This is a genomic window from Mesorhizobium sp. RSR380A (assembly GCF_054719385.1).
On the sequence record NZ_JBTTIB010000001.1, the window covers coordinates 624,309 to 640,843 of the forward strand.

Consider the following 16,535-nt stretch of genomic DNA (forward strand, 5'->3'; position numbering starts at 1 on the left):
CTTGCGCAGATTTCAATCCTTGGTCGCCGACCCGCATTCCCACACCCGCCGCTCGTGCCAGAGCCTTTGCATGAACCGCCAAAATCGCGCAAGCAAATCTTGTGTGTCCATGAAAATTCGCTTGATTTTTTCACGGACATGAGCTCTCATGAAATTCATATCCAGTTTTTCATCAAGTGAGCGTTTTGCCCCCAGCTATCCCCAAAACATTGCAGGGACCTGACGAGCGCCTGCTGGCGAGCGACATCCGTGCGCTGCGCAAGGCGCGCGGGCTGACGCTGGCTGAGATAGCGCTGAAGCTTGGCCGCTCCGTCGGCTGGGTCAGCCAGGTCGAGCGCGGCCTGTCTATCCCTTCGCTCGGCGACCTCAGGGCCTTCGCCGATTTATTCGGCGTGCCGCTCAGCCTGTTCTTCAGCCACGACGTGCCGATCGAGAAGGAGCGCGGCGTCATCGTGCGCGCCGGCAGCCGGCGCACGCTTGGCACAAGCGAATCCGGCCTGGTGGAGGAGCTTCTGTCGCCCGATCTCGGCGGTAGTTTCGAGATGGTGCGTTCGATCTTTGCGCCGGGCGCCGAGATGAAGAGCGAGCAGCTGCGGCCGACCGAGGAAGCCGGCTACATCGCCTCTGGCATTTTCGAGATCGAGATAGCCGGCGTCTGGCACCGGCTCGGCGAAGGCGATTCCTTTCGCTTCGAGCGCAAGCCGTACCGCTGGCGCAATCCCGGCAGCGAGCCGGCCGTGGTCATCTGGGTGGTTTCGCCGCCTGTTTATTGAATGCATGTCGCCCAAAGTGTGCAGCGGTTTGGGAAACGACATGCATCAAGCAAAAAGATAGAAGCGCAGCGCGCTTCAGGTTTGGGAGAAGAATATGGCCGGTTTGCCGACCACGGCGCGCGTGGTAATCATCGGAGGCGGTGTCGTCGGCGCCTCCTCGCTCTACCATCTGTGCAAGGCGGGCTGGACCGACTGCGTGCTGCTTGAAAAGAACGAGCTGACATCGGGCTCGACCTGGCATGCCGCCGGCAATGTGCCGACCTTCTCGTCGTCCTGGTCGCTGATGAACATGCAGCGCTATTCGACCGAGCTTTATCGCGGTCTCGCCGACGCGGTCGACTATCCCATGAACTACCACGTTACCGGCTCGCTCCGCCTCGCCCACACCAAGGAGCGCATGCAGGAGTTCCAGCGCGCCAAGGGCATGGGCCGCTACCAGGGCATGGACATCGACATCGTCGGCCCCGACGAGATCAAGCGCCGCTATCCCTTCGTCGAGACGCATGAATTGAAAGGTGCGCTCTACGATCCAAACGACGGCGACATCGACCCCGCGCAGCTGACGCAGGCACTGGCCAAGGGTGCGCGCGACATGGGCGCCAGAATCGTCCGCTTCTGTCCGGTGTCAGGTGTGCGCCGCGAGAACGACGAATGGGTTGTCGAGACGCCGCAAGGCGAGATCCGTTGCGAGATCGTCGTCAACGCCGCCGGCTACCGAGCCGCGGAAGTCGGCAAAATGTTCGGCCGCGACGTCCCGATGATGGTGATGAGCCATCAGTACATCTTGTTCGAGGAAATCCCCGAACTGGTGGCGTGGTCGAAGGAGCAGGGCAAGAAGCTGCCGCTGCTGCGCGACGTCGACACCTCCTACTATCTGCGCCAGGAAAAGAACGGCATGAATCTCGGTCCCTATGAGCGCAATTGCCGCGCGCATTGGGCAACCCACAACGACCCGATGCCGGAGGACTTTTCCTTCCAGCTCTTCCCCGACGATCTCGACCGTCTTGAGCACTACCTTGCCGATGCCGTAGCCCGCGTGCCGATCCTGGGCACTGCCGGCCTGTCCAAGGTGATCAACGGGCCGATCCCTTACGCGCCGGATGGCAATCCGCTGATCGGTCCGATGCCCGGCGTTCCCAACGCGTTCGAGGCCTGTGTCTTCACCTTCGGCATCGCCCAGGGCGGCGGCGCCGGCAAGGTGCTGGCCGAGTGGATCACCGAGGGCCAGACCGAATGGGACATGTGGTCCTGCGATCCGCGCCGCTTCACCAGCTTTGCGGCCGCCCCCGACTATAGCGTTGCCAAGGGCATGGAGATCTACGGCAACGAATACGCCATCCAGTTTCCGCGGCATGCCTGGCCGGCCGGGCGCGACCGCAAGCTGTCGCCGATCCACGATCGCATCAAGGCCCTCGGCGCCCAGTTCGACGCCTATAATGGCTGGGAGCGTGCCACCTGGTATGCGCAACCCGGTGACGACACGTCGGAAGAAGCAACACTCACCTTCCGCCGCGACGGGCCGTGGCAGCACCGCGTGCGCGAAGAATGCCTGGCGGTGCGCGACGCCGCCGGCATTCTGGACCTGCCCGGCTTCTCGCGCTTCAACCTCGAAGGTCCTGGCGCAGCCGAATGGCTGGCGCTGCAGGTCACCGGCCTGGTGCCCAAGCCGGGCCGCATCGGCCTCGCCTATTTCGCCGACGACAAAGGCCGCATCGTTACCGAGATGTCGGTGGTGCGCCATGGCGAAGAGCAGATGACTCTGATCACCGCGGCGGTAGCGCAGTGGCACGATTTCGAATGGCTGAAGTCGCGCCTGCCGAAGGACGCAGCTTTCACCCTCACCGACAGGACCGAAGACTATTCGACGCAAATCCTCGCCGGCCCCAATTCGCGCAAGATCCTGGCCGAGGTCTGTGGCGCGGATCTCTCGCTGCCCTGGCTGACGCATCAGGAAACCACCATCGCCGGCCGCTGGGCGAAGCTGGTGCGGGTATCCTTCGCCGGCGAACTCGGCTGGGAAATCCACACCAAGGTGGGAGACACCGCCGCCATCTTCGACGCCGTCTGGACGGCGGGACAAAAACACGGTCTGAAACCGTTCGGCATGTATGCGCTGGATTCGCTGCGCCTCGAAAAGGGCTACCGGACCTGGAAGGGCGACCTGTCGACCGACTATACGGTCCTGCAGGGCGGGCTCGAGCGCTTCGTAAAATGGGACAAGCCCGACTTCCGCGGCAAGGCAGCCCTGCAGAACGAAAAGCAGCAAGGCGTAAAGAAGCGCTTCGTCACGCTGGTGGTCGAAAACCCCGGCGATTGCGACGCGCCGTCGGTGTCGACGCTCTGGCATGACGGCAAGATCGTCGGCGAGACGACGTCCGGCGGCTGGGGGCATCGCATCGACAAATCGATCGCGCTCGGCATGCTGCGCGCCGACCTGGCTGAACCCGATACCGCGATCGAGATTGAAATTTTTGGCGATCGTTTCAGGGCGGTCGTGCAGAAAGACGAGCCGCTGTGGGATCCGAAAAACGAAAGACTGAGAGCATGAAGAAAGTCATTCTCACCGATGGCGGCATGGGCCAGGAACTGGTCCGCCGCAGCAGCTCCGAGCCGACGCCGCTCTGGTCGGCCAGGGTGCTGATCGACGAGCCGGATCTGGTGCGTGGCCTGCATGCCGAATTCATCCGGGCCGGCGCTCGCGTCATCACCATCAACACCTATTCGGCAACGCCGGAGCGGCTCGCGCGGGAAGGAGCAGAAGATCTCTTCAAGCCCTTGCAGAAGCGCGGCATCGAATTGGCAAGACAGGCACGCGACGAGGCAGGCGATGCAGCGATCGCCGGCTGCCTGTCACCGCTGTTCGGCAGCTATGCGCCGGCGCTGGCCATATCGTTCCAGGAGACGCTGGACATCTATCGCCGCATCGTCGCCGAGCAGGCCGATGGCGTCGACCTGTTCCTGTGCGAGACCATGGCCTCAGCCGAGGAAGGCCGTGCGGCCGTTACCGCTGCGTCGGAAAGCGGCAAACCTGTCTGGGTGTCTTGGACTCTCGCCGATCACGGCGCGCCGCGGCTGCGCAGCGGCGAAACAATAGCGGCAGCGGCGGACGCCCTCGACGGCCTGACGGTTGCAGCGCGCCTGGTGAATTGCTGCCGGCCAGAAGCTATCGCCGCTGCACTGCCCGAATTGATTGCTCTCGGCGGCCCGGTCGGCGCCTATGCCAATGGCTTCACCTCTGTCGAAGCGCTCAAGCATGGCGGAACGGTCGAAGTGCTGCACGCACGCCACGACCTTGATCCGGATGCCTATGCCGACCAGGCGCTCGGCTGGGTCGCCGCTGGCGCCACCATCGTCGGCGGCTGCTGCGAAGTCGGCCCTGCCCACATCGCCGCCTTGCGCGACTGGCTCGAACAGGCCGGCCACGAAATCTCGGGAGTATCCTGATGCCCAGACCGTCATCGCGCATTTCCGGCATCGTGCCTTCGGGCAAGGATGGCTGGGAGGTCCACACCGAGGCATGGGCCCGCAAGGAGGCGGGCCAGGACATCATCATGCTGTCGGTCGGCGACCATGATTTCGATACGCCGAGCCAGACCATCGAAGCCTGCGTGACGGCGGTTCGCGGCAGCAACCACCACTACACCCCGCTTCCCGGCGTTCCGCGCCTGCGCAGGGCGATGGCGGCGGCCTCGACCGCCTGCACCGGGGTCGAGACGAGCCCCGACCAGGTGATCGCCACGCCGGGCGGTCAGGCCGCCCTTTACGCGGCGGTGCAGGCCGTTCTCGACCAGGGCGACCACGCTATCGTGGTGGCGCCCTACTACGCGACTTATCCCAACACCTTCAGCGCCGCCGGCGCCAGCTTCACCGTCGTCGAGACGCCGGCCGGAGACGGTTTCCAGCCGCACGCCGAGATGATCCGCGCGGCGCTCAAGCCCAACACGCGCGCCATTTTGATCAACACGCCGAACAACCCGACCGGCGCCGTCTATTCGCGTGAGCGTCTGGAAGAGCTGGCCGAGATCTGCCGCGAGCACGATCTCTGGCTGCTGTCGGACGAGGTCTACTGGACGCTCGGCGGCGGCGAGCACATCTCGCCGCGCGGCCTGCCCGGCATGGCCGAGCGCACGCTGGTCATCAATTCGATGTCCAAGAGCCACGGCATGACCGGCTGGCGCATGGGCTGGCTGACCGGCCCGACGCAGATGATCACGCTGTTGACCAATCTCAATCTGGTGACGACCTACGGCCTGCCGGCCTTCATCTCGATCGCCTGCGCCGAGGCGCTGGAGAACCGCTTTGGCGTCAAGGAGATCGCCGAACGCTATGCGGCGCGCCGCACCGTCCTGCTCGACGCCGTGCGCGGCATGAACAATGTCAGCGTGCACGGCTCCGAGGGCGGCATGTATGTCATGCTCGACATCTCCGCCGTCGAGCCCGACGACGAGAAATTCGCCTGGGCCTTTCTCGACCAGGAGAGTGTCGGCGTCATGCCGGGTTCCAGCTTCGGCAAGGCCGCTGCCGGCCACATCCGCATCAGCCTCTGCCAACCGGAACCGGTGCTTCAGGAAGCCGCAAAACGCCTGCGCCGCTTCGCATCCGGCTATCGCCGCGAGGCCGCATGACCAGAAGCATTCCCATCAAGGCCCGCGCGGTTATTATCGGCGGCGGTGTCTCCGGCTGTTCGGTCGCCTACCACCTGGTCAAGCTCGGCTGGACCGACATCGTGCTGCTGGAACGCAAGCAGCTGACCTCGGGAACGACCTGGCACGCCGCCGGCCTGATCGGCCAGCTGCGCGGCTCGCAGAACATGACGCGGCTGGCGAAATATTCGGCCGACCTCTACGTCAAGCTGGAGGCCGAGACCGAAGTCGGCACCGGCATGCGCCAGGTCGGCTCGATCACCGTGGCGCTGACCGAGGAGCGCAAGCACGAGATTTACCGTCAGGCCTCGCTCGCCCGCGCCTTCGATGTCGATGTGCGCGAGATTTCGCCTGGTGAAGTCAAGGAGATGTACCCGCATCTCAACGTGTCCGATGTGATCGGCGCCGTGCATCTGCCGCTCGACGGCCAGTGCGATCCGGCCAACATCGCCATGGCGCTGGCCAAGGGCGCCCGCCAGCGTGGCGCCGCCATCGTCGAGAATGTGAAGGTCACCAAGGTCCATACCAAGGCCGGTCGCGTCACCGGTGTGTCGTGGGCGCAAGGCGACGACCAGGGCACGATCGAGGCCGACATCGTCGTCAACTGCGCCGGCATGTGGGCGCGCGAGCTCGGCGCCCAGAACGGCGTCACCATCCCGCTGCATGCCTGCGAACATTTTTATCTCGTCACCGAGCCGATCCCCGGGCTCGGTCGTCTACCGGTGCTGCGCGTTCCCGATGAATGCGCCTACTACAAGGAAGACGCCGGCAAGATGATGCTCGGCGCCTTCGAGCCGGTGGCCAAGCCCTGGGGCATGGACGGCATAAGCGAGGATTTCTGCTTCGACCAGTTGCCGGAGGACATGGAGCATTTCGAGCCGATCCTCGAAATGGGCGTCAATCGCATGCCGATGCTGGCAACCGCCGGCATTCACACCTTCTTCAACGGCCCCGAAAGCTTTACCCCCGACGACCGCTACTATCTCGGCGAAGCGCCGGAGCTGTCGGGCTACTGGATGGCGACCGGCTACAATTCCATCGGCATCGTCTCGTCCGGCGGCGCCGGCATGGCGCTGGCGCAGTGGATCAATGACGGCGAAGCGCCCTTCGACCTCTGGGAAGTCGACATCCGCCGCGCCCAGCCATTCCAGAAGAACCGTAGGTATCTCAAGGAGCGTGTCTCCGAAACACTCGGCCTGCTCTATGCGGATCACTTCCCCTACCGGCAGATGGCAACGTCCAGAAATGTCAGGCGCTCGCCCCTGCACGAACACCTGAAGGCGCGAGGCGCCGTGTTCGGCGAAGTCGCCGGCTGGGAGCGCGCCAACTGGTTTGCGCGAGAGGGGCAGGAGCGCGAATACCGCTATTCCTGGAAGCGGCAGAACTGGTTCGACAACCAGCGCGAGGAGCACCTGGCCGTCCGCAACAAGGTCGGCCTGTTCGACATGACCTCGTTCGGCAAGATCCGTGCCGAAGGCCGCGACGCCTGTGCCTTCCTGCAAAGGCTGTGCGCCAACGATATGGACGTGGCGCCGGGCAAGATCGTCTACACCCAGATGCTCAACCAGCGCGGCGGTATCGAAAGCGACCTCACGGTGTCGCGGCTATCTGAGACCGCCTACTTCCTCGTCGTGCCGGGCGCGACGCTGCAACGCGACCTCGCCTGGCTGCGCCGGCATGTCGGGGATGAATTCGTAGTCATCACCGATGTCACGGCAGCTGAGGCCGTGCTCTGCCTGATGGGTCCGGATGCGCGAAAGCTGATCCAGAAAGTCAGCCCCAACGATTTCTCCAACGACAACAATCCATTCGGCACCTTCCAGGAGATCGAGATCGGCATGGGCCTCGCCCGTGCCCACCGCGTCACCTATGTCGGCGAACTCGGCTGGGAACTTTATGTCTCGACCGACCAGGCGGCTCATGTCTTCGAGGCGATCGACGAGGCCGGCGGCGATGTCGGCCTGAAACTTTGCGGCCTGCACACGCTGGATTCCTGTCGCCTCGAAAAGGCGTTTCGGCATTTCGGCCACGACATCACCGACGAGGACAATGTGCTGGAGGCCGGCCTCGGCTTTGCGGTCAAAACCGCCAAGGGCGAGTTCATCGGCCGCGATGCGGTGCTGAAGAGAAAAGAAGCCGGCCTGTCGCGCCGGCTGGTGCAGTTCCGTTTGAAAGACCCTGAACCCCTGCTCTTCCACAACGAGGCGATCCTGCGCGACGGCAAGATCGTCGGCCCGATCACATCGGGGAATTACGGCCACCATCTCGGCGGCGCGATCGGACTGGGCTATGTGCCCTGCCAGGGCGAGAGCGAGGCGGATGTGCTGGCCTCGTCCTACGAGATCGAGATCGCCGGCGAGCGTTTTGCGGCGGAAGCATCGCTGAAGCCGATGTACGATCCCAAGGCGGAACGGACGAGGATGTAGCACCTTTTTACCCTCCCCCTTGTCGGGAGGGTCGGCTCGCAGTCGGAGCGAAGCGGCGATTGCGAGCCGGGGTGGGGGTGCGCCCTACGAGACCCCCCACCCCGCTTCGCAAATGCCGCCTTGCGGCATTTGCTGCGCGACCCTCCCCACAAGGGCGAGGGTGAAGAAGCTCAAAACCGCTCCAGCTTCGCCCGCACTTTCACCAGAAACGCCGCCCTCGTCCTTGGCGTCGAGGCGTCCATCAGGTAGTGCGCCAGGAAAAACGTCCGGCAGCGGCGGGCGCACAGCGCGCGCATACCGCGCAGCAAGGTCTTGCGGCCGGGCTGGCCGACGACGACGCTCCACCAGGTCGGCGCGCCGCAGGTGGTAATGACGCCGACCCTGGTGACATGTGTCATCAGCGACGTGATGCGCCCCTTGCCCAGCTTGAAGGCGACATCGGTCGCCCAGACCCGGTCGAGCCAGCCCTTCAGCATGGCCGGCAGCCCGTACCACCAGGTCGGATAGATGAACAGGATCGCCTCAGCCCAGGCGAGATGCTCGAAATGCGGTTTTAGGGCCGGATCCTCCGGCGCCCGCTCATTGTAGGCGCGTCGCTCTTCGCAGCCCATCACCGGATCGAATTTCTCCGCATAGAGGTCGAGCAGCCGCACCTCCCAGCCGCGTGCCTTCAGCACATCGACTGCGGCATCTCTGATGGCGGCGCAAAAGCTTTCGGGCACCGGATGGCAATAGACCACCAGCACGCGCATCAGAATTCATCCATCCCGGCCGCGACCTTGGCCATGAAGGCTGCCCGCGTCTCGTCGGTCGACAGGTTCATCGAATAATGAGCGAGGTAGGACACCGAGGCGCCGGGCCTGATCGTCGCGCGCAGCATCCGCTTGACCAATCTGCGTGGCGGATCGCCCATCAGCATGGCGCGGAAGCGGCTGCCGCCATAGGTGGTGACGGCGGTCAGCTTGCGGATGTTGTGGAGCGAAGGCTGCGCCTTGCCGTCGACCAATTTGAACGACACGCCGGGCAGAAACACGCGGTCGAAAAAGCCTTTCAGGATGGCCGGGAAGCCGTAGTTCCAGACGGGATATGACAGCACCAGCGCCTCGGCCTTGAGCAGCCGCTCGACATAGGGCGCGGCCGGGTCCGCAGGGCTGCGTTGGTTATGATAATCCAGCCTCTCCCCGCGCGTCAGCCTGGGGTCGAAATCCTCTGCATAGAGATCGCAATCGTCGACCTCATGGCCGGCGGCCGTCAGCCGCTCGACGATCGTGCGGTGCAGGCCTGCATTGAAGCTGGTCTCCACCGGGTGTGCGTAGAGGACGAGGACTTTCATGGGGAAATGCTTGCGAGGTGGGCGCGAGGCACCCCCCTCTGCCCTGCCGGGCATCTCCCCCGCAAGGGGGGAGATCGGACTGCCGCATCGCTTTCACTAATTGTCAGCGTGTCAGATTGGCCGCGGCGTTCAGGCTGCCAATCTCCCCCCTTGCGGGGGGTGAGAAGTGGTCGGCGAAGCCGATGGGAAGCCAATTGCTTGGCTTTCCAAACGACGAACGCCCGAAGCGGCAGCGTAGGGCCTGTGCCGGCAGGACAGAGGGGGGTGCTCAAGCTCAAACCTCTGCTCATTCTGCTTTCTGCAAACCCTTGAACAAAAAAGTCCGGCCCGAGCGATAGTCGTAATCCGGATTTTCCCAGGCGATCATCTTGCCGGGATTGAGCAGGCCTTGCGGATCGGTCTCGCGCTTGAAGGCGAGCTGGATTTCATCCGTCTGCTTCATGCCGCCCTCTTCCAGCGTGTAGCGGTGCGGGTTGAAGATCGGGCAGCCGTTCTCCTCATGCAGCCGGATGATTTCGTTGAGCCGCGCCTCGGTGGTGAATTTCACCAGCGGCAGGCCGAAGCAGGTGATGTTGCCGTCGAGGCGCACGAATTCGAGATGCGAAAAGACCTCGTTCGGAAACATCGCGTCCATCTTCTCCACCAGCGCCAGCTGGTTGGGAAACGGATAGAGCGATTGCAGATAGGTGATCGCGGGATCGACCCGCAGTGCCCTGAGCGTGGTGTGGTTCCACGCCAGTTCGAAGCCCGGCGGCAGGCCCTTTTTCTCTTCGTCCGTTGCCGTCGCCGCATTGAAGATGACTTCGCCGCCGGCGCGGCGGGTGAAGGCGAGGAACGCGTCTAGCCCATGCCGGGCAACCATGACGACGCAGATGCTTTGCCCGTCCCGGAAGAACTTCTGGTGGCGCTTGAAATAGAGCTGCGGCACGGGCGCGGCGATCGGCGTGATCAGCTTGGTCAGGATGCCGTCCTGGCGTGCCAGCGCGTTGCCGTAGCGGGCTGCCGGCATGAAAGCGTCGAAGCCGACGATCACGTCGATCCATTCATAGGCTGCAGTCAGCGGCATCTCGACCTCGGTGATGATGCCGTTGGTGCCATAGGCGTGGGTGACCTTGTGCAGGTCCTCGCCGGCGAGTTCGAGCGCCTTCGGCTCCGCCTCCATAGTGACGACGCGCAGGCGCAGCACATTGCCGAAATCACGCAGACCGCCGAAATTGATCGAGCCAACGCCGCCCGAGCCGCCGGCGATGAAGCCGCCGATCGAGGCGGTGTTGTAGGTCGACGGCGACAGCCGCAGTTCCTGCCCGGAATGCGCGCGCGTCGCTCTGTCGATGTCGGCGAGGATCGCGCCCGGCCCGGTGACGACGCGGCCCGGCGCTATGGCCTTGATCTCGTTCATCTCGGCAAGGTTCAAAACCACGCCGCCCGATAGCGGCATCGCCTGACCGTAATTGCCGGTGCCGCTGCCGCGCGGCGTCACCGGAACGCCATGACGGTGGCAAGCGGTAAGCACGCGGATCAGTTCGGCCTCGTTCCTGGGCGTCACGATCAGGTCGCCGGTGACGTGGTCGAGCTGCTGCTTCAGCACCGGGCTGTACCAGTAGAAGTCGCGGCTCTTCTGCTGGACGATGGCCGGATTGTCGTCGAGCTTTATCCCGTCGAGATCACGTTTGAGCGCCGAAACATCCATCATTCCACCATCAGTTCGTCGAGCTCGGCATAGTCGGGCAATTGCCTGTCGATCGCTCGGCCGTTGCGCACGACGATGCGATCCGATTCGGGCCGCGACAGCAATTCCGTCCAGCTCCGCCCTTTGAAGACGATGAAATCGGCGCTGCCACCGGCTGCCAGTGTCCCGACACCATCGAGCCGCATCACCTTGGCCGGCGTCGCCGCCACCGTCTGCGGCCAGTCGCCGACCGGATGGTCGAAATGCAGGATGCGCGTCGCCATGCGGTAGACCTCCAGCATGTCGAGATCGCCATAGGCATAGAAAGGATCGCGGGTGTTGTCGGAGGCGACCGCGACCGCAATGCCCCTCGCCTTCATCTCGTGCAGCAAGGTCACGCCGCGCCAGCGTGGCGTGGTCTGGTCGGCGCGCCGGTCCTGCAGATAGAGATTGCACATTGGCAGCGACACCACCGCCAGCCGCGCCTTGGCGACCTTGTCCAGCGTATCGAGCACGTCGAGGTCCGGCTGGCGCGCCAGCGAGCAGCAATGTCCCACCAGGATGTTGCCCCCAAAACCGTTCCAGAGTGCAGCCTCGGCAATCTTCTTCAGCGAGATCGCCGCGATGTCGTCGGTCTCGTCGGCGTGGAAATCGAGATCGAGCCCGTGTTTGTTCGCCTCGGCGAACACCTTGTCGAGAAGCTCTTCGAGATCCGGCACCATATAGGTGACGACGCCGAGGACGCCCTTGGCCGCAGCCACGCGCTTGGCCAATTTCTCGAACCACTTGCTGTCGCGCACGCCTTCGATGCCGAGCAGGCAGGCCGCCTGCAGTTCGATGCGACCGCGCCATTTCTCCCGCATCGCCTCGAACACCGGCCAGGAGATCTCCTCCTGCGGCGGCACGCTGTCGAGATGCGTGCGCAGCGCCTTGGTGCCGTGCGCGAAGGCCGAGCGCAAAGAGAAATCCATGCGCCGCGCCACGTCCTCGGCGCTCCAGCGCGCTGCACGGTCGGCGCCGGTGGCATTGAGCGCGCCCATGAAACTGCCGTCGGGATTGGGTTTGCGCGGCCAGATCTGGCCCTTGTCGATATGGGTGTGGCAGTCGACGAAGCACGGCAGGATGATGCGGCCGGCAAGGTCGATGGCGGTGGCTGGCGCTTTTGATTTCTTGTGCGCGGCGATGCTGGAGAGCTTACCGTCGGCGACGGCGATGTCGGCCAGCGCGAAGCCGTCAGTATCGTAAGTGGTGGCAAGACCTGATGTCAGCGACCGGTGAAGGCGGACGTTGGTGAGATGGTACGAGCCAGAGGTCGGTATCAAGGACCGCCCCCCTCTGCCCTGCCGGGCATCTCCCCCTCAAGGGGGGAGATTGGCAGCTTTTCCGACAGCACCCGTCTTCCAACGTCGATAATTGGCGAAATCCCGGATGACGTCCAATCTCCCCCCTTGAGGGGGAGATGGCCGGCAGGCCAGAGGGGGGTGTTTCGCGCCAGCATCTCAATCACGTCACCCAACCCCCTACCGCTCATGCTTCAGCGCGCTCTCGTGCCAGCGGCGCAGGATGAGATGCGACACGAGCGACAGCACCAGGAAGATCAATATGCCGGTGAGCGAGATCAGGATCAGCGCCGCGAAAAGCCTTGGCGCGTTGAGGCGGTAGCCGGCCTCGATGATGCGCGACGCCAGCCCCGACGACTGCCCCTGCGCGCCGGCGACGAACTCGGCCACCACGGCGCCGATCAGCGACAGACCGCCGGCGATCTTCAAGCCTCCTAGAAAATACGGCATGGCCGCCGGCAGTCTGAGATAGCGCAATTGCTGCCAGCGCGTCGCGCCGTTGAGCTTGAACATGTCGCGCAGATTGCGGTCGACCGAATTGAGGCCGAGCGTGGTGTTGGACAGGATCGGGAAGAACGCGACGATCCAGGCGCAAAGCAAAAGCTTCACCGTCTGGTTGTCCACATAGATGTTGATGAGCGGGAAGACCGCCACGATCGGCGTTACCTGCAGCACGATGGCGAAGGGAAAGAACGACATCTCCACCCATTTCGATTGCGCAAACAGCACCGCCAGTCCGACGCCGCCGACGACCGCGAGCAGCAGGCTGAGAAAGGTTATGCGCAACGTGACCAGCAGCGCGGAGAACAGGAGCCCGGCATCGCTATAGAGCGTCCACAGCACCACGCCCGGGCGCGGCAGAATATATTGCGGGATCGCGTTCCACACGCAGATGCGGTCCCACAGCCAGATCGCCAGGATCATGATCGCCAAAGGCAAGACCCACCGGCCGATCCGCTCCAGCCGCTCCTGGCGTACGCGGCCCGCCTCTTCCGCGTCGAGCGTTGCGGCATTCTGGTCAATGGCCGTCATGGTGCGGTCCGGCTGATGTGTTGATGGCGTTGACCAGGATGTCCGAGGCCTGGCGGCAGAGCGCGGCATAGTCGGGCGAAGTGCGGAAAACCTCGTCTCGCGGATAGGAGGCGTGGATGGCAAGCTCGGCATGGACGCGGCCCGGCCGCGCCGCCATGACGACGACGCGGTTTGACAGGAACACGCTTTCGAAGACGCTGTGGGTGACGAAGACGACGGTGAAGCGCTCGTCCTGCCACAGCTCCAGAAGGTCGTTGTTGAGCTTGAAGCGGGTGATCTCGTCGAGTGCCGCGAACGGCTCGTCCATCAACAGAATGCGCGGCTTCGTCACCATGGCGCGTGCGATCGAGACGCGCATCTTCATGCCGCCGGAAAGCTCGCGCGGCACGGCGTTTTCGAAACCGGTCAGGTGCACCCGCTCCAGCATCTCCGTCACCACCGGCGCCGCCTTGGCACGCGACACGCCTTTCAGCCTGAGCGGCAGCCAGACATTGTCGAAGACATCGGCCCAAGGCAGCAGCGTCGGTTCCTGGAAGACGAAGCCGATATTGGCGCGGTCGATCGAACCGCCCCAGTCGAGTTGACCGGATGTCGGCGTCGACAGGCCCGCGATCAGCCTCAACGCCGTCGACTTGCCGCAGCCGGACGGACCGAGCAGGCTGACAAAATCGCCCTCGCGGATGGCGAGATCGACGTCGCTCAATGCAGTCACGCCATTGGAAAACACCTTGCCGACATGGCGCAGCGTCAGCAGCATCGGGCCTTCACCCGATGCCGTCATGGGCGCCTGCGCCATCTTTTCCAGCTTCACGATTACTTCTTCAGCTCGATTCCGACACCTTTGTTGATGAAGGCCAGCGTATAGGCCTTCTCGATATCGATGCCCTCGGGCGTGACCTTGGCCTTGACCATCTTGTCATAAAAGCTCTTGATCCGGTCTTCGTTCATGGCGCCGATGCCGAGCTTTTCGGTGTCGCCGGAATCGGCCAGGCCGAACTTCTTCATCTGCTCGATCGAGAAGGCAATCTGCTCGTCGCTCATGTCGGGATTGTCTTTCTTGATCATCTCGTTGGCGGCCTTGTTGTCGCCGTAGAGGTAGTTGTACCAGCCCTTGGCCGAGCCATCGACGAAGCACTGGACCACCTCCGGCCGCTTGTCGATCGTGTCCTGCATCACCTCGATCGTCGTCGAATAGGTGTCCCAGCCATAGTCGGCGAGCAGGAACTGGTTGGGCACGAAGCCGCCTTCCTTCTTGACCGCAAAAGGTTCCGAGGTGACGTAACCCTGCTGGATCGACTTCTTGTTGGCCAGGAATGGAGCGGTGTTGTAGGTGTAGGGCACGCGCTTGGCGGCATCGAAACCGAGTTCGATGACCATCCACTGGAAGAAGGTCTGGACGCCCTCGTCGCCGAGAATGTACTGGTCGGCGTTCTTCAAATCCTCCCACTTGTCCAGCCCCTGCCCCGGGTGGGACATGATGACTTGAGGGTCCTTCTGGAAATCGGCGGCGACGACGCGCATCGGGATGCCCTGCTGGACGGCGTCGAAAGCCGACAGCAGATTGCCGCCCATGTAGAAATCGAGCTTGCCGGCCAGCAGCAGCGGCCGCCCGCTGACCTGCGGACCTCCCTGCGAAATCGTCACGTCGAGGCCACATGCAGCGTAGGTGCCGTCGGCGACGGCCTGGTAGTAGCCGCCATGCTCGGGCTCGGCCAGCCAGTTGGTGCCGAAGGTGACCTTCTCGTTTGCTGCCGCGCCGAACGTGCCGGCTCCAAGCAGCGCGACCGCAAGCGCTGAAATCTTCTGTTTTCCGTACATCGACACCACCCTTTGTTGGCTCCGGAGCGTCACGCGCCGGGCTCGACACCATTGATCCAAGAAGCAAGACACATGCCACCGCCCGGGCCGCCTGCTTGCGCGGCAGTCACTGCCAACACCGGACGGGTCATGCTGTGCGGGAGGCATCGTGCCTATTTTTTGGACGCCTGTCCACAATCGCCCTTGTGCCATGCACCACATCTTGAACGTACTATCGGTCACGTCTTAGGCTGCTCTCGCAGACAGGAGATTGCCATGTTCAGATACCTCGCGCCGAAGTCGATCAAGCCGCCTTTCGCCCGCTACAGCCACGGCGTCGAGGTGCCGCCAGGCAAGCGGCTGGTTCTGTGCTCCGGTCAGGTCGCCATCACGGCGGACGACCAGATCCCCGAGGATGCCGGCGCGCAGGCCGAGCTCTGCTTTCAAAACATAGCGGCGATTCTGGCTGAAGCCGGGCTGGGGCTAGGCGACATCGTGCGCATAAACGCCTACGTCACCGACCGCGCCTTTCTGCGGCCCTATATGGACGTCCGCGACCGCTTGTTTGCCAGCCCCGCGCCCGCCTCGACGCTGATGATCGTGTCAGGCTTTGCGCGGCCGGAGTTCAAGGTCGAGGTCGAGGCGATTGCGGCTGGGTGATCGACAGACGACGTTTGGCGCGCTAGGTCTCCCTCACAGTCAAGAGGCATGACATGACCGTTGCAAACAGACGCGTTTGGTGGGGCGACTACCGGACCACCGAATACGCCGCGATCGATCCGGAGGCGACGATTGCCGTGCTGCCGGTGGCGGCGATCGAGCAGCACGGCCCCCATCTGCCTGTATCAACCGATACCTCGATCATGAACGGCATGCTGGAGACGGTCATCGCCCGCCTGCCCGGCGATCTCGACATCCGCATCCTGCCGGTCCAAACGGTCGGCAAGTCGAACGAGCATCTGCAGGCGCCGGGCACGCTCACCCTGCCGGCGGCCACCCTGGTCGATGCCTGGACCGAGCTTGGCCTGTCCGTTGCCCGCGCAGGCGTAAGGAAACTGATCGTCGTCAACTCGCATGGCGGCAATGAAGAGATCATGGGCATCGTCACGCGCGAGCTGCGCGTGCGTGAGAGGATGCTGGCGGTGAAGACCAGCTGGCAGCGCTTCGGCCGCCCCGCCGGCATGTACACCGAGCTGGAAGACCGCCATGGCATCCATGGCGGCGACGTCGAGACCTCGTTGATGCTGCATTTTCGCCCGGAGTTAGTCGACATGGCCAAGGCCGACAATTTCGCCTCCAAGGTCGCCCGCGCCGAAACCGAATTTGCGCTGCTGCGCCACACCGGAACGCACGCTTTCGCCTGGATCGCTGGGGATCTCAACCCCAACGGCGTGGTCGGCGATGCCAGCATTGCCACGGCCGAGAAAGGCCGACTGACGGCGGAGCATCAGGCCGACGGCTTCATCACCCTGTTGAAGGATGTGCGCAAGGCGAAGCTTGCCGACTGGCTGGCATAGCGGGC

Annotated in this window: 14 protein-coding genes; 7 read left to right on the forward strand and 7 right to left on the reverse strand. The window is 63.8% G+C overall.

The annotated features are described in order from the left end of the window. The first annotated feature begins 209 nt into the window (after positions 1–209). The 5 genes from ACYG9Z_RS03085 to ACYG9Z_RS03105 all read left to right on the forward strand — a co-directional run bounded on the left by ACYG9Z_RS03085 (position 210) and on the right by ACYG9Z_RS03105 (position 7,842). Positions 210–773 carry a helix-turn-helix domain-containing protein gene (locus ACYG9Z_RS03085; RefSeq protein WP_081732301.1) on the forward strand — a complete coding sequence of 188 codons (564 nt, stop codon included), beginning with the start codon at positions 210–212 and terminating at the stop codon, positions 771–773. Positions 774–867: 94 nt separating this feature from the next. Next, the gene (locus tag ACYG9Z_RS03090; protein WP_023751628.1) at positions 868–3,321 is read left to right on the forward strand and encodes a GcvT family protein; all 2,454 of its coding nucleotides are present in this window, start codon (positions 868–870) and stop codon (positions 3,319–3,321) included. Further along, the gene (locus ACYG9Z_RS03095) at positions 3,318–4,217 is read left to right on the forward strand and encodes a homocysteine S-methyltransferase family protein (RefSeq protein WP_023685239.1); all 900 of its coding nucleotides are present in this window, start codon (positions 3,318–3,320) and stop codon (positions 4,215–4,217) included. Before ACYG9Z_RS03090 ends, ACYG9Z_RS03095 begins: the two co-directional genes overlap by 4 nt. Further along, complete coding sequence (locus tag ACYG9Z_RS03100; protein ID WP_023751629.1) at positions 4,217–5,398, forward strand: pyridoxal phosphate-dependent aminotransferase; 1,182 nt, start codon at positions 4,217–4,219, stop codon at positions 5,396–5,398. Before ACYG9Z_RS03095 ends, ACYG9Z_RS03100 begins: the two co-directional genes overlap by 1 nt. Next, positions 5,395–7,842, forward strand: a complete 2,448-nt coding sequence (locus tag ACYG9Z_RS03105) for a GcvT family protein (protein WP_023751630.1) — start codon at positions 5,395–5,397, stop codon at positions 7,840–7,842. Before ACYG9Z_RS03100 ends, ACYG9Z_RS03105 begins: the two co-directional genes overlap by 4 nt. A 170-nt stretch (positions 7,843–8,012) precedes the next feature. On the opposite strand, the gene ACYG9Z_RS03110 is transcribed toward ACYG9Z_RS03105, so the two are convergent. The 7 genes from ACYG9Z_RS03110 to ACYG9Z_RS03140 all read right to left on the reverse strand — a co-directional run bounded on the left by ACYG9Z_RS03110 (position 8,013) and on the right by ACYG9Z_RS03140 (position 15,034). Next, complete coding sequence (locus tag ACYG9Z_RS03110) at positions 8,013–8,594, reverse strand: NAD(P)H-dependent oxidoreductase (RefSeq protein ID WP_023690990.1); 582 nt, start codon at positions 8,592–8,594, stop codon at positions 8,013–8,015. Then, positions 8,594–9,175 (reverse strand): NAD(P)H-dependent oxidoreductase, encoded by a 582-nt coding sequence (locus ACYG9Z_RS03115; RefSeq protein ID WP_023700354.1) that lies wholly within the window; start codon positions 9,173–9,175, stop codon positions 8,594–8,596. The genes ACYG9Z_RS03110 and ACYG9Z_RS03115 overlap by 1 nt, the downstream gene beginning before the upstream one ends. A gap of 286 nt (positions 9,176–9,461) precedes the next feature. Continuing rightward, positions 9,462–10,865 carry an FAD-binding oxidoreductase gene (locus ACYG9Z_RS03120; RefSeq protein WP_031196657.1) on the reverse strand — a complete coding sequence of 468 codons (1,404 nt, stop codon included), beginning with the start codon at positions 10,863–10,865 and terminating at the stop codon, positions 9,462–9,464. Continuing rightward, positions 10,865–12,166: a cytosine deaminase gene (locus ACYG9Z_RS03125; protein WP_023751631.1), complete on the reverse strand. Its 1,302-nt coding sequence runs from the start codon at positions 12,164–12,166 to the stop codon at positions 10,865–10,867. The genes ACYG9Z_RS03120 and ACYG9Z_RS03125 overlap by 1 nt, the downstream gene beginning before the upstream one ends. 198 nt (positions 12,167–12,364) lie before the next feature. Continuing rightward, on the reverse strand, positions 12,365–13,216 hold the full coding sequence (locus ACYG9Z_RS03130) for an ABC transporter permease (protein WP_023690276.1): 852 nt from the start codon (positions 13,214–13,216) through the stop codon (positions 12,365–12,367). Next, positions 13,203–14,027 (reverse strand): ABC transporter ATP-binding protein, encoded by an 825-nt coding sequence (locus ACYG9Z_RS03135; RefSeq protein WP_023733788.1) that lies wholly within the window; start codon positions 14,025–14,027, stop codon positions 13,203–13,205. The genes ACYG9Z_RS03130 and ACYG9Z_RS03135 overlap by 14 nt, the downstream gene beginning before the upstream one ends. Before the next feature lie 2 nt (positions 14,028–14,029). Continuing rightward, the gene (locus tag ACYG9Z_RS03140; RefSeq protein WP_023733789.1) at positions 14,030–15,034 is read right to left on the reverse strand and encodes an ABC transporter substrate-binding protein; all 1,005 of its coding nucleotides are present in this window, start codon (positions 15,032–15,034) and stop codon (positions 14,030–14,032) included. A gap of 255 nt (positions 15,035–15,289) precedes the next feature. Between ACYG9Z_RS03140 and ACYG9Z_RS03145 the strand changes: the two genes are divergently transcribed. Next, positions 15,290–15,673 (forward strand): RidA family protein, encoded by a 384-nt coding sequence (locus ACYG9Z_RS03145; RefSeq protein ID WP_023670775.1) that lies wholly within the window; start codon positions 15,290–15,292, stop codon positions 15,671–15,673. 53 nt (positions 15,674–15,726) lie between these two features. Further along, positions 15,727–16,530, forward strand: coding sequence for a creatininase family protein (locus ACYG9Z_RS03150; protein WP_023670776.1), 804 nt, complete (start codon positions 15,727–15,729; stop codon positions 16,528–16,530). Positions 16,531–16,535: the final 5 nt, after the last annotated feature.

Bases quoted from the DNA above. Each gene is read 5' to 3' on its own strand.
- ACYG9Z_RS03105 (WP_023751630.1), top strand. From the start codon at position 5,395: ATGACCAGAAGCATTCCCATCAAGGCCCGCGCGGTTATTATCGGCGGC.
- ACYG9Z_RS03110 (WP_023690990.1), bottom strand. From the start codon at position 8,594: ATGCGCGTGCTGGTGGTCTATTGCCATCCGGTGCCCGAAAGCTTTTGC.
- ACYG9Z_RS03095 (WP_023685239.1), top strand. From the start codon at position 3,318: ATGAAGAAAGTCATTCTCACCGATGGCGGCATGGGCCAGGAACTGGTC.
- ACYG9Z_RS03130 (WP_023690276.1), bottom strand. From the start codon at position 13,216: ATGACGGCCATTGACCAGAATGCCGCAACGCTCGACGCGGAAGAGGCG.
- ACYG9Z_RS03100 (WP_023751629.1), top strand. From the start codon at position 4,217: ATGCCCAGACCGTCATCGCGCATTTCCGGCATCGTGCCTTCGGGCAAG.
- ACYG9Z_RS03140 (WP_023733789.1), bottom strand. From the start codon at position 15,034: ATGTACGGAAAACAGAAGATTTCAGCGCTTGCGGTCGCGCTGCTTGGA.
- ACYG9Z_RS03145 (WP_023670775.1), top strand. From the start codon at position 15,290: ATGTTCAGATACCTCGCGCCGAAGTCGATCAAGCCGCCTTTCGCCCGC.
- ACYG9Z_RS03150 (WP_023670776.1), top strand. From the start codon at position 15,727: ATGACCGTTGCAAACAGACGCGTTTGGTGGGGCGACTACCGGACCACC.
- ACYG9Z_RS03120 (WP_031196657.1), bottom strand. From the start codon at position 10,865: ATGGATGTTTCGGCGCTCAAACGTGATCTCGACGGGATAAAGCTCGAC.
- ACYG9Z_RS03090 (WP_023751628.1), top strand. From the start codon at position 868: ATGGCCGGTTTGCCGACCACGGCGCGCGTGGTAATCATCGGAGGCGGT.
- ACYG9Z_RS03115 (WP_023700354.1), bottom strand. From the start codon at position 9,175: ATGAAAGTCCTCGTCCTCTACGCACACCCGGTGGAGACCAGCTTCAAT.